8 protein-coding genes and 1 riboswitch are annotated in these 12,534 nt (G+C 66.2%); all 8 genes read right to left on the bottom strand.

Features of this window, described 5'->3' with window-relative positions; all coding sequences use genetic code 11:
- Window positions 1-33: 33 nt before the first annotated feature.
- Window positions 34-127: riboswitch (glycine riboswitch) on the bottom strand.
- Between the two features lie 210 nt (window positions 128-337).
- Window positions 338-1,123 (bottom strand): IclR family transcriptional regulator, encoded by a 786-nt coding sequence (locus ABZ942_RS29925; RefSeq protein WP_357387741.1) that lies wholly within the window; start codon window positions 1,121-1,123, stop codon window positions 338-340.
- 12 nt (window positions 1,124-1,135) lie between these two features.
- Window positions 1,136-2,998, bottom strand: coding sequence for a putative nucleotidyltransferase substrate binding domain-containing protein (locus tag ABZ942_RS29920; protein WP_357387739.1), 1,863 nt, complete (start codon window positions 2,996-2,998; stop codon window positions 1,136-1,138).
- Between the two features lie 7 nt (window positions 2,999-3,005).
- Entirely contained in the window at window positions 3,006-4,562 is a 1,557-nt protein-coding gene (locus ABZ942_RS29915; protein ID WP_357387737.1) for a GMC oxidoreductase, read from the bottom strand.
- Entirely contained in the window at window positions 4,555-6,084 is a 1,530-nt protein-coding gene (locus tag ABZ942_RS29910; protein WP_357387735.1) for an amino acid permease, read from the bottom strand. The genes ABZ942_RS29915 and ABZ942_RS29910 overlap by 8 nt, the downstream gene beginning before the upstream one ends.
- Before the next feature lie 63 nt (window positions 6,085-6,147).
- Window positions 6,148-7,629: an aldehyde dehydrogenase family protein gene (locus ABZ942_RS29905; RefSeq protein WP_357387733.1), complete on the bottom strand. Its 1,482-nt coding sequence runs from the start codon at window positions 7,627-7,629 to the stop codon at window positions 6,148-6,150.
- A 7-nt stretch (window positions 7,630-7,636) separates the two neighbouring features.
- Complete coding sequence (locus ABZ942_RS29900; protein ID WP_357387730.1) at window positions 7,637-8,776, bottom strand: aromatic ring-hydroxylating dioxygenase subunit alpha; 1,140 nt, start codon at window positions 8,774-8,776, stop codon at window positions 7,637-7,639.
- 49 nt (window positions 8,777-8,825) lie between these two features.
- Window positions 8,826-9,989 (bottom strand): N-methyl-L-tryptophan oxidase, encoded by a 1,164-nt coding sequence (gene solA, locus ABZ942_RS29895; protein WP_357387728.1) that lies wholly within the window; start codon window positions 9,987-9,989, stop codon window positions 8,826-8,828.
- A gap of 4 nt (window positions 9,990-9,993) precedes the next feature.
- A complete protein-coding gene (locus ABZ942_RS29890; RefSeq protein ID WP_357387726.1) occupies window positions 9,994-12,435 on the bottom strand; it encodes an FAD-dependent oxidoreductase in 2,442 nt (813 codons plus the stop codon).
- Between the last annotated feature and the right edge of the window lie 99 nt (window positions 12,436-12,534).

Below are 12,534 nucleotides of genomic sequence, written 5' to 3'. Positions count from 1 at the left end.
CTTTCGTCGACGCATACGCGCGTTGGGTGTGGCTCCTCCCGCTCTGTCCTATGGCCTGAGAGATTCACGCGGATCGCGTTTGCCCCGTCGGCGAGTGCGTGGTGCACTACTTTTCAGAGTTGCCTTATGCGCGGCGGTACTGGGCCTGAGAGATTCCCGGGAGGTGTTGCTCCTTCGGCTCTCCATCGCTGGGATGGAGATCTCCCGCTGCGTGTGCGGCGTATTCAGTTGTCGGATGCAGCTAGTTGTTGCGTATAGCGCAACAAAGGCGCGACACGCGACCTAGTATTGTCGGCGGCCGCGCGCGTTGTCAATGACGAAACCGTACCCCAGATCGTCAGCCGAAGTAGCCCAGCCGATGACTGATGTCCGCGGCGCTCGCGATCGCCTGTTCGGCCGTCGATGCGAAGCGATCCGGACCGAGCCGATACGACGGCCCCGAAACGCTCAGTGCCGCAACAATCACCCCGTTACTGTCGAACACGGGAGCGGCGACGGCGTTCAGCCCGATCTCCAGTTCCTCACGCACACTTGCCCATCCGTTCTCCCGGACCTCCACCAACTGCGCCGCCAGATCAGCGACCTTCGTCAGCGTGTTGTCGGTGTACGCCTCCAACTTTGGCCCGACCTGCTTGCGCAGCACCGCCGGTTCCAGACCCGACAGCAGCACCTTGCCACTCGACGTGGCATGCGCCGGACAGCTCTGCCCGACCCAGGACCGCAGCGCGATCGACCCGGTCCCCGCCGCCTCCACGATATTGATGATCCGATTACCGTCCAGCACAGCGATATTCGTCGTCTCCCCCGTTTCGGCGGCCAGCGCGTTGCACGCGCCCTGGCTCTGCCCGACGAGATCGACCTGCGCGCTGGTGGATCCGGCCAGCCGGACGATGGAGAAGCCGAGCCGGTACTTGCCGCGGTCGGAGAGTTGCTCGACGTAACCGCGCGATTCCAGCACGGCGATCAGGCGGGAGACGGTAGATTTGTGCACACCGAGTTCGGCGGCGATCTCCGTGACGCCGGCCTGGCCCAGCTTGGCGATGATCTCCATCACGAGCAGTGCGCGGTCGACCGACTGCACCGCAGCGGTCCGGCCCTGGTCCTCACCATCCTGTTTCGCCATGACGCCGTCATTCTAAGCCGATGTCATAGCGATACCTCGAACGCGTCGCTGGACGGCGGCGATCTCCCGCAGCGCGTCGTTGAGCAGGCTCCGATTCAAGGGGGACAACTCCGACATCAGCACGATATCGCCCGGCCGGTGGCCTGCGGACAGCTGCTCGACCTGATGCACCATCCGCATCCGCTGCAGCATGACGAACACCTCGGTGAGCACCGCGGCATCGCGATCGGCGATGACACCGGCGGACGCCGCGGCAGCCAACCGCACCGGCGTCGTGGCGGCGGTCACCCCGGCCGCCAGCCCACCCCAGCGGGCGAGGTTGACGATCGGAACCAGCGCGTGGCTCTTCAGGTCGAAGGTGCCGCCGCGCCGGGAAAGCACGTCTCGCAGCGATCGCGCCCGCACCCGCCCGGACAACGCGTCCAGCAACTGCAGGCGCAACGCATTCGGATAGTCGGCCCGCATTCTGCTGAACACGGCGGGCACCGCATGCAGCGCGGGATCACCCCACACCACGCGCCCATCGATCAGCAGCGACGACATCACCAACCCGCGATCGATCAGCGGATCATCGAGCCAGCGGGCCGCCGCTTTCGTCCAATCCGATCGGGAGCGAGCGAATTTCGGCCTCGAGGCGATCGCCCCGTTGCTGTCCGCGGGCAACCCGCACGCATCGAGGATGGCATGGGTTCGTTCGGCGATAGCACGCAGTTGTTCACTGGCCGTGGACAATTCATCAGCCCAGGACAGTGCACTGTCCACATCCGAGGACGGCATCGCCTCACGTCGGGCGATGCTGCCGAGCGTCAGCCACGCGAACCCGACGCTCGGCGCGTCGGCCGATTCGGCCAGCGCCAGTTCGAGCGCCTTCCGGATCACCGAGTCGATCACGACGGAGAGAATGCCGCTCGTCGCGGACGCCTTCGTCCCGTTGCGGAACAAGTCGACTGTCGTGCCCGGAATGTCGCGAGCCGCTCGGGCCAGCTGGTTCGCATCGGTGGCCGCGCCGATCGCGCGACGCAGCACGAAGCTCTGCCGCGCCGACGCCGCGAGCAGCTCCGAGTCTTCGAGCACGCCGAGCACCTCGCCGCGCCGCGAAACCACCGGCATATGCCGCAGACCGGCCTCGAGCAGCTCCATCAGCACCGTCTCGGCGGGCAGGTCGGCACTGACCCGCCGGGCCGGTGCACTCATCGCTGCGGCGATCGGCACATCGACCGACAGCCCCGCCGCCACCACCTTGGCGCGCAGGTCCTGATCGGTGAAAATGCCGAAGTCGCCGTCGGGCAACCGAATCAGCACCGACGAGACGCGATGCTCGGTCATCCGGATCACCGCGTCTCGAACGCTGGTGTCGGGCGTCACGAAAACCGCTGCCGTCGTGAGGAGTTCAGCCGCCGGACGGGTGCCGAGCACCTGCGCCATCGGGGTCCGGTTGCCGGACACCGTCTTCCACGCCGACGACGCCAGAAACGCCAGCCCGTCCGGTTGCGCGAACTGCGCGCGGACGAGCGCACCGGGCAACCGGATCAGCACGCTGGGTTCGGCTGCCAGCGCGACGAATTCGGCACTACCACCGGTGAGCAGCGGCACATAGCCGAAGATCCCACCGGCCTCGATGGTATCGATCGTGCGGCCGTCGTCGGCCCGGGGCGAACTGGCGGCATCGGGACCGCTGCGCCGCAGGATGACCCGGCCGGTCCGCAGCATCCAGATATCGTCGGGCACCTGCGTCGAGTAGTCGCTGATCACCGCGCCCGCCGCGAACTCGTGCCGTGACGAGGCCGCGGCGAGCCGATCGAGCTCGGCGGTCGACATCGATTGGAACGGTGCGTGCCCGCCGAGGAACGCCGCTAGTTCGCCCTCCGCAGGCATCTCCGGCTCACGTGGTCCGGAGGAGATCCGCGCACTTCTCTGCCATGGCCATGACAGTAATGTTCGGGTTCACCGCGGGCAATTTCGGCATCGCGGACGCGTCCACCACCCGCAGTCGCGACACCCCTTTCACTCGTAACTCGGGATCGAGCACCGCCATCGGATCGTCGACCGCGCCCATCCGGGCCGTGGCGGCCGGGTGGTAGACGGTGTTGTGAGTGGCGTGGATGTAGCTGATCAACTCGTCGTCGGTGGTGGCATCGGGTCCCGGGGCGAGTTCGGCGGCGATCCACTCCCGCAGCGGCGCTTGCTCGGCGATCTTGCGGGCCAGCCGGACGCCGGCGAGCATCACCCGTTCGTCGTGGCCGTCCGGATCGGTGAAGTACCGAGGATCGACCTTGGGCCGGTCGCGGAAGTCGCGGCTGCGCAACCGGATCGTGCCGCGCGAGCGGCCCTGCGTGACGTTGGGGGTCAGGCAGAAGCCGTTGTCGGTGGTCGGATAGCCGCGACGCAGCGTGTTCATATCGAACGGCACGCTGCCGTAGTGCATCATCACGTCCGGCACGCGCAGCGACTCGTCGGTCGTGGCGAACAGACCGATCTCCCACCACTGCGTCGAGGTCTCGACCATCGGCCGGGCAGCCTCCCAGAACACCAGGCCTTCCACGTGATCGTCCAGGTTCGCGCCGACGCCGGGCGAGTCGACCAGCACCGGGACGCCGATCTCGCGCAGGTGCTCGGCGGGCCCGATCCCGGACAGCATCAACAACTTCGGCGTATCGATGGCGCCGGCGGTGACGATGACCTCGCGCCGTGCCGCGGCCGTGTCGTAGCCGATGCCGTCGGGGCGTTGATACCGGACACCGGTCGCGCCGCGCGTGTCGTCGAAGAGGATCTCGCTCACCCAGCAGTCCGTGCGTACCTCGAGATTGGGGCGTTTATCCAGCACAGGGTGCAGGTACGCATGCGATGTCGACATGCGCGTACCGTCCTCGGCGGCATTGATCTGGAACCAACCCGCCCCGTTGCGCACGGTGGCCCCTCGATTGAATTGCACCGTCGGCAATCCGACCGCCGCGGCCGCCGCGAGTACCGCCACGCCGCACGGATCGTCCGGCGGCACATCACGCAGCCGGACCGGGCCGCTGCGGCTGTGCTGATCGCCGGGCGCGTCGTTGTTCTCCAGCCGCGTGACGTACGGCAAGACGTCGGCCGCGCCCCACCCCTTCGCGCCCAGTGCCGCCCACTCGTCCAGATTCTCCGCAGGCGGCCAGAACGCGATACAGGAGTTGTGCGAGGAACATCCGCCGAGCACCTTCGCGCGGGCGTGGCGCAGAAAGCTGTTCCCGCGTTCCTGCGGTTCGACCGGGTAGTCCCAGTCGTAGCCGGAATCGAGCAGATGCATCCACTGCGTGAGTTCGAGGATGGCGCGATCGCCGACGTCCGACGGGCCCGCTTCCAGCAGGCACACCGACACGTCCGGATCCTCGCTCAGCCGGGCGGCGAGCACACACCCGGCCGTTCCGCCGCCCGCGATCACATAGTCGAACACCGTGTCAGACATTGCTGCGCACCTCCACTGCGTGTGAAGCTAAAGTGCCGATTCGCTTGCGGCCCTTGAGCCCGTACCAGGCGAGCCCGGCGCCGAGGATCGCGCCGATGTAGACGAACGCACCCCAGGTGTTGTACCAGGGTGTGCCATAAACGGATTCGCGCGGCCACGCCAGGTTCGTTGCCATCCCGACGCCCCACACCACGGCGATGATATTGACGACCATCCCCCAGCGCCCCATCGTGAAATAGCCGCCTGCGGCAAGCTCTTTCGGCGGCCACTGCCCCTGGAACCGCTTCTTCAGCATCGGCCCGGTCACCATCAGATAGGCCAGGTAGATCATGATGATCGCGATCGAGGTCAGTACCGTGAAGATCTTCGGCTGACCGATATTCACCACCAGAATCAACGCGGCCAGCACGCCGATCAAGACGGCGGGCACCACCGGTGTCTGCGTCTTGGGATGCACCCGCGCGAGCTTCTCACCGAACGGCAGCGCGTTGTCCCGGGCCATGGCGAAGGTCAGCCGGATCGCAGCGGTGTGCACGGCGAGCGAACACACTGTCACCGCAATCACGATGCAGCACAGGAAGATCGTGCCGAGCGGACCCCACATCACCTGTTCGACAATGTATTGCAGGCCACCGCTCGAGCTGCCGATCTGCGGATCGTCGAGATCGGGCGCCGCCATTACCGCGAAGGCCAGGATCGCGCCGCCGATGACGAAGGACGCGAGCACGGCCCGCAGGATGGCCTTGGGCGCGGTGCGCCGCGGCTCCACCGTCTCCTCGCCGAGCGAGCTGGCGGTGTCGAAGCCGTACATCACGTAGCCGGAGGCCAGCGAGGCCACCAGGAACGCGCCGAGGTAACCGCCGGACTCCCCCGCGCCGTAACCGTGAGTGGAGAAGAACACCTGCGGACCACGAGTCGCGTTGGCCGCCAAGATGATCGCGATCAGCACCGCCGCGATGAGCTCGATGAAAACGCCGGCGCTGTTGATCATCGCCATCAGCCGGACGCCGAGCGCGTTGACCGTGGTGGTGAACACGATCATGACCGTGCCGAGCACTACAGCATTGGTGGCGTAGTCGTATTCGCCGGTGCCGTCCCCGATGATCTGGAAGCCGCTCCACAGCCGGGGCAGGTTCAGCTGTAGCGCGAGCACGACGGCGGACAGCGTCACAATCGAGGCGGTCAGCATCAACCAGCCCGACGACCAGCCGACGATTCTGCTGCCGAGCGATTTGGACCAGTTGTATACCGATCCGGCGACCGGATAGCGCGCCGCGAGCTCCATGAAGCACAGTGCGACAGCCAGCTGTCCGACGAAAACGATCGGCCAGGACCATAGATACGCGGGACCCGCGCTGCCGAAACCGAAATAGAACAGCTGGAATGTGCCGGTGAGGATCGAGATATAGCTGACCCCCGCCGCGAAGCTGGCGAATTTGCCTATACTTCGGTCGAGGGATTCCTTATAGCCGAAATCCTCCATTCCGCTGTCGTCGGACACACCGGGTTCTTTGACCACCATTGCTTACCGTGCCTTCCGCGGGCGGCCGTACGGGCTGTCCGGCCGAGATTGTGAAACTTACGATCAGACGCCCTTGAACCACTCCGCCGGCTTAGGTGCCGTGTTGTGCCAAATGTGTTTGATTTCTTGATATTCGGCCAGGCCGGTCGGGCCGAGTTCGCGTCCGTTGCCGGACTTCTTGAACCCGCCCCATTCCGCACCGGCGGTGTAATAGCCGAAGTCGTTGAGCCAGACCGTGCCGTGCCGCAGCGCGCGCACCACCCGCTCACCGCGGGCCGAATCCGAGGTGCGCACGCCGGCGGCGAGGCCGTATTCGGTGTCGTTGCCGAGCCGGATCGCCTCGGCCTCGGTCTCGAATCGTTCGACCGTCAGGATCGGGCCGAAGGTCTCCTCCTGCACGATGCGCATCGATCGGTCGCACCGATCGAAGATCGTCGGCAGGTAGTAACTTCCGTCCCGCAATGCGGGGTCGCTGGGCCGCGCGCCGCCGGTCACCAGCTTCGCACCCTCCGAAATACCCAGCGCGACATAGGCTTCCACCTTCGCGCGATGCTGCTCGGAGACCAGCGGGCCGGTCTCGGTGGCCGGGTCGAGGCCGGGGCCGACCCGGATCCGCTCGGCCCGGCTCGCCAGTTCGGCGACGAAGTCCTCGGCGATGGACTCCTCGACGATCAACCGGGTGCCTGCCGAGCAGACCTGCCCGGAGTGCAGGAACACACCGGTCAGCACGTGGTCGACGGCGCTTTCCCAGTCGGCGTCGGCGAACACGATGTGCGGGTTCTTGCCGCCGAGTTCCACCGCCACCTTCGTGACGTGCTCGGCGGCCACCTTGCTGATCGTCCGGCCGGTGGCGAGGCCGCCGGTGAACGAGATGAAGTCGACCTCGGGATTGTCGGTCAGCGCCGTGCCGAGCACCGCGCCGCTGCCTTGGAGCAGGTTGAGCACCCCGGCGGGTACGCCCGCCTCCTCGGCGAGTCGCGCGAACTCGATCGTGCTCAGCGGGGTGACCTCGCTCGGCTTGAGCACCATGGTGCAGCCCGCGGCCAGCGCGGGCGCGACCTTCCACGACATCTGCAGCAGCGGGTAGTTCCATGGCGCGATGAGGACGCACACGCCGATCGGCTCGTGCACCACCCGGCTGATCACCGCCGGATCACCCACGTCGATCAGCCGGTCCGCCTGCACCGCGACCGTGCTCGCGTAGTAGCGGAACACCGAGATCACATCGTCGATGTCGATCTCGCTCTCCACCAACGTCTTTCCGGTGTCCGCCGTCTCCAGCCTGGCCAGCCGGTCCTTGTCGCGGGCCAGCAGGTCGGCGATGCGCAGCAGCAGCGCCGCCCGCTCGGCGACCGGCGTTGCCGCCCAACCGCCCTCGTCGAACGCCGCTCGGGCCGCAGCTACCGCGTCGCGCGCGTCCTGCGGCGTCGCCTCGTCCACCGTCGCGACGACGGCGCCGTTGGCCGGATCGATGATCTGGCGCACCCCACCGTCCGCGGCATGCGTCCATCGACCGCCGATGAACAGATCCGGATCACCATTCATTCTCACGTCACCTCACGTCACCGATACGACAGGACAACCACTCGTGGAACTCCGCGATGTGATGCTCGGCGGGCACCAGCACCCCGCCCTTACGGTAGGCGCGCGAAGACATTGTGGGTTGCGTTCGCTCGCATGCCGCGAAATCCTGCTCGTTCACCCGGTGGAACAATTCGACAGAACGGGACACATCTCGTCCCGCAGCGACCACATCCTTGGTGTACAACCAATCACACTCGACGATAGTGCGGTCCGCGGATACGGGGAACATCCGGTGGAAAATAATGTGATCCGGGACCAGATTGACGAAAACCGTCGGCCGGATGGTGATGGCGAAGTAGCGACGGTCCTGTTCCGGAGTAACCCCTGGCAGCCGATCGAAACCCGGCGATCCGTCGACGGTGAATCCGGCGATATCGGCGCCGAATTCCGCGCCGTGACCAACGAACACCTGTGCGGCCAGGCCCTGCGCGAATTCGGGGAGCACCTCGGTGAGCTCGGGGTGGATGGTCGCGCAGTGGTAGCACTCCATGAAGTTCTCCACGATGAGCTTCCAGTTCGCGGCCACGTCGTAGACGACTCGGCGGCCCACCTCCAGGGTGTCGATCTCGTACGCGTCGATCGCGGCCGGGTCGCCGAGGCGTTCGGTGACCGCGCCCATCACCTCGTGCTCGAACACCGGCGGGTCGTCGGCCAGGCAGACCCAGGCGTAGCCGAGCCACTCGCGCAGGGCGACCGCGATCAGGCCGTAGGCGACCCGATCGATGTCGGCGCCGGTGGCGTCCTTCAGTGCGGCCATGTTGGGCGCGGCCAGCAGTTTCCCGTCGAGTCCATAGGTCCAGGCGTGGTAGGGGCACTGTAGGTTGCGTCGAACCTGGCCCTGGTCCTGCGTGCACAGCATCGCGCCGCGGTGGCGGCAGATGTTCAGGAAGGCACGTAGTGCGCCGTCGCGGCCGCGCACGATCAGGACGCTTTCGCGGCCGACCTGTACGCGTTTGAATTGACCGGCCTGTGCGATGTCGCCGGTTCTGATAGCACAGAACCACATTCGCTCGAAGAGTTGTTCCTGTTCGGCGGCGAAGATGGCGTCGTCGACGTACCACCTGCCGCCGAGGGTCGGGATCAGGGCCGGTGTCGTCACCGGGGTCATGTCCGCTGTGGGCCCGCCCGTCGCTCGACCGCCACCCCCCATGGAATCGCTATGCGATGCTATTTTCACTGGTCACCAGCCTCTGCGGGTCGAAAAGTGTGATGGGGTGCTCGGTGCTCGCGTCGATCACCAGGTCGGCCAGGATCTCCCCCACCACCGGGACGAATTTGAAGCCGTGACCGGAGAAACCGCAGGCGATGGTGACGCGGGTGCCGCCAGGGTGGCGGGCGATGACGAAGTGTTCGTCGGGTGTGTTGGAGTACATGCAGGTGGCCGTGTGGACGCATGGACCGGCCAGCGCGGGGAGCAGGGCGGCGACTCGTTCTCGCATCTCGTCGATCTCGTGCGGGTGCACGACGCGATCGATGGTGTCCGGTGTGCAGACGATGCCCTTGCGGAAGAACGCCATCTTGACGCCGCCTGCCGGTCCATCGATGGCGGGGAAGCCGTATATCTGCGTGCCGGAGTCGTTTTCGGCGATATAGATGGGCTGGCCTTCGAAAGCCGCAGTGCCGCCGACCGGGTCCAGCCAGTACAGGACCTGACGTTCGATGGTGATGGGAATTCCGAAGTCGGCCAACAACTGCGGCGCCCATGCGCCGGGACAGACGACGAGCTGATCCGCTCGGTAGGTGGCCCTGGCTGTCGTTACCGTTACGCCGGAGTCGGTTTCGGCCCAGCTGAGCACCTCCTCACCGAACGACAGCGTCGCACCGGCGCGCAGCGCCAGGTCGATGTGCGCCTGCACCGTCAGTTCGGGGCGGGCGAATCCGCCGTTGGACTCGTACACGGCGATGTCGTCGGCGGCCGGGGTGAAGTTCGGGAAGCGCCGCCGGATCTCGGCGGCATCCAGGACCTCGTGCGGCAGTGACCATTCGCGGCTGGCGCGCAGGCTGCCCGCGACGGTCAGGCTGTCCGGCGGGCCGAGGTACAGGCCGCCGGTGAGCCGGACGACTTCGCGATCGGCATCCGCGGCCAGCTTCGCCCAGAGTTCGTAGGAGCGCAGCAGCAACGGAACATAGGCGGGGTCTTCGAAATACGACTGCCGGATGATGCGGGAGCCGCCGTGACTCGAGCCCCGATTGTGCGCGGGCGTGTACTTCTCCAGTCCGAGCACCCGCTGCCCACGCGCCGCGAGGTGATAGGCGGCGGCACTGCCCATGCCGCCGACGCCGATCACGATGACGTCGTATCCCTTTGTCGCCGTAGCCATGTCGCTACCTCCTGATCCTGGACATCTCGGGATCCACCACCGGCTCGGCGTGCACCGTCGCGACGTAGCGCTTACCGAGGTATTCGACCTCGACCGCATCGCCCACGACGACGGAGGCGGGCAGCCACGCGTAGGCGATGCAGCGTTCGATGGTGGCCGAATAGCCCGCGCTGGTCACATATCCCCCGAGCAAGCCGTAGACATAGACCGGCTCTTTACCGAGGACGATCGCCGATGGGCTCTCGAAGACGATGCTGCGCAGGACCTTTGCTGGTGGTTCGGCCTGCTCCAGTGCGCTCTTGCCGACGAAGTCGGGCTTGGTCATGCGGACCGCGAAGTCGAGACCGGCCGCCGCGGGCAGGTGCTCCGCGGTCATGTCGGTTCCCCAACTGCGGTACGCCTTTTCGATGCGGAGACTGTTGAACGCGATCCGGCCTGCCGCGATGACCTCGTGGGCGCCGCCCGCCTCCCACAGCAGATCCCACAGTGCGTTGCCGTATTCGGCGGTGGTGTAGATCTCCCAACCGAGTTCGCCGACGTAGGACACGCGCAGCATAGTCACTGGAATCGCGCCGAGGTAGGTGTGCAACGCACGGAAGTACTTGAAGGACTGATGGGAGAGATCATCGGAACACAAGGGCTGCACCAGGTCCCGGGCGTTCGGGCCCCACACGCCGACACAGCAGGTGCTGCCGGTGATGTCGCGCAGTGTCACCGAGCCGTCAGCGGGCAGGTGCCGGGTGAACCGGTCGAAATCCATCGGGCCGTTGGCACCCACCTGGAAGCGCTGTGGCGCGAGTCGGGCGACGGTGAGATCGCTACGGACACCGCCGGTCTCGTCGAGTAGCAGCGTGTAGGTGACCGAGCCGACGCTCTTGTCCACGTTGTTCGTGGTGAGCTGTTGCAGGAAGTCGAGTGCGCCCGGACCCGCCACCTCGTATCGGGTCAGCGGGGTCATGTCGAACATCGCGACCCGTTCCCTGGTCCAACGCGCCTCGGCGATGGCGATCGGCGACCAGAACCGGCTCGACCAGTCGTCCCGATCCGGGACCAGCATGCCGTCGGCGCGAAGTCGTTGCGTCAGTTCAGCATTGGCCTCGTACCAGGCGGGTCGTTCCCAGCCGCCGCCCTCGAAGAAGAACGCGCCCAATTCCTGTTGCCGGGCATAGAACGGGCTGGTGCGCAGGCCGCGCAGTGCAGTTCGATATTGGTGCGGGTGGATGATGTCGTAGACCTCGACGAAGGCCTGCGAGCTGGTCTCCATGATGAATTGCCCGCTGCGCGCGACATCTTCGAAGCGGTAGAGATCGCACTCGTGCACGTCGGTACTCGGTGCACCGTCGATGATCCATTCCGCGGTAGCTTTGGCGACCCCGGCGGAATGGGTGACCCAAACAGCCTCGGCGACCCAGAAACCCGCGAGGTCACGGTGTTCACCCATGATCGAGAAACCATCGGGAGTGAAGGAGAAGATCCCGTTGAATCCTTCTTCCGGTTTCGAATCACCTAGTGCTGGCAGCAATTCCATCGATTCGCGCCAAGCGGGGACGAAGTCGGTATCGGTGAACGGCAGCATCGATGGCATCGCTTCGTCCGCGGTGGCCGACGCCAGGGTGCACATGTCGACCGGCATCGGCCGGTGGCCGTAGTAGCCGATGCCGATTCGGTCGTCGTGTACGCGGAAGTAGAGGTCTTGATCCTGATGGCGCAGGATCGGCAGGCTCGCGCCCGCTGCGCCCGACAGTGCCGCCAGCGGTCCGGTCTTGGCGTACTGGTGCGCCATCGGCACCAGCGGCAGCACCAGCCCGACCCGCTTCGCCAGCTCAGCGCCCCAGAACCCGGCCGCACACACGACGATGTCCGCGGCGATGACTCCGTCGGCTGTCTGCACGCCGACCACTCGACCGCCGCTCTCGGCGATGCCGAGCACCTCCTGATTGGGCAGAAACCGTGCGCCGCGGGCGGTCGCCGACCGCGCCTGCGCCTCCACCGCACGCACCGCATTCGCCAAACCGTCTGCCGGAGTGTGGAATCCGCCGATAACATGATCGATATCGAGCAGTGGGTACAGTGCGGCACATTCGGACGCATTCAACAGGCGCCCCTCGATCCCCCACGACTGCGCCCAGCCGAATTTGCGGTGCAGATCCCGCCAGCGCGCCGGTGTGGTCGCCACCTCGAGTCCGCCGACCGGATCGAACGCGCGGCCCGCCGGATGGCTGAGCGCGCCGAACTTCTCGGTGGTGTAGCAGGCGAACTCGGTCATCGTCTTGGACGGGTTCGTCTGGAACACCAATCCTGGTGCGTGCGAAGTGGATCCGCCGGTCTGGAACAGCGGGCCCCGGTCGAGCACGGTGATGTCGGCCCAACCACGGGCGGTCATTTCGTCGGCCAGCGATGCCCCGACGATCCCGGCTCCGATGATGACGACTTTCGGGTGAGCCAAAGGGTGCCTCCGTTGTTGCTAGTAGCGCAACGAATTCGTATTACGCAACAAATAGTCCGCCTGTCGCGGCATGCTGTCAACCGTCGGAAACCAGTTGTT

Origin of the sequence: Nocardia sp. NPDC046473 (genome assembly GCF_040645995.1) — a bacterium.
Taxonomy (GTDB): domain Bacteria; phylum Actinomycetota; class Actinomycetes; order Mycobacteriales; family Mycobacteriaceae; genus Nocardia.
The sequence above is the reverse complement of the archived record's forward strand: the minus strand, read 5'-3'. Positions and strand labels throughout refer to the sequence as shown.

What these genes read in the sequence shown, in the direction of transcription:
- ABZ942_RS29925 (WP_357387741.1), bottom strand. Translation starts at nt 1,123, where the DNA reads ATGGCGAAACAGGATGGTGAGGACCAGGGCCGGACCGCTGCGGTGCAG.
- ABZ942_RS29920 (WP_357387739.1), bottom strand. Translation starts at nt 2,998, where the DNA reads ATGCCTGCGGAGGGCGAACTAGCGGCGTTCCTCGGCGGGCACGCACCG.
- ABZ942_RS29915 (WP_357387737.1), bottom strand. Translation starts at nt 4,562, where the DNA reads ATGTCTGACACGGTGTTCGACTATGTGATCGCGGGCGGCGGAACGGCC.
- ABZ942_RS29910 (WP_357387735.1), bottom strand. Translation starts at nt 6,084, where the DNA reads ATGGTGGTCAAAGAACCCGGTGTGTCCGACGACAGCGGAATGGAGGAT.
- ABZ942_RS29905 (WP_357387733.1), bottom strand. Translation starts at nt 7,629, where the DNA reads ATGAATGGTGATCCGGATCTGTTCATCGGCGGTCGATGGACGCATGCC.
- ABZ942_RS29900 (WP_357387730.1), bottom strand. Translation starts at nt 8,776, where the DNA reads ATGACCCCGGTGACGACACCGGCCCTGATCCCGACCCTCGGCGGCAGG.
- solA (WP_357387728.1), bottom strand. Translation starts at nt 9,989, where the DNA reads ATGGCTACGGCGACAAAGGGATACGACGTCATCGTGATCGGCGTCGGC.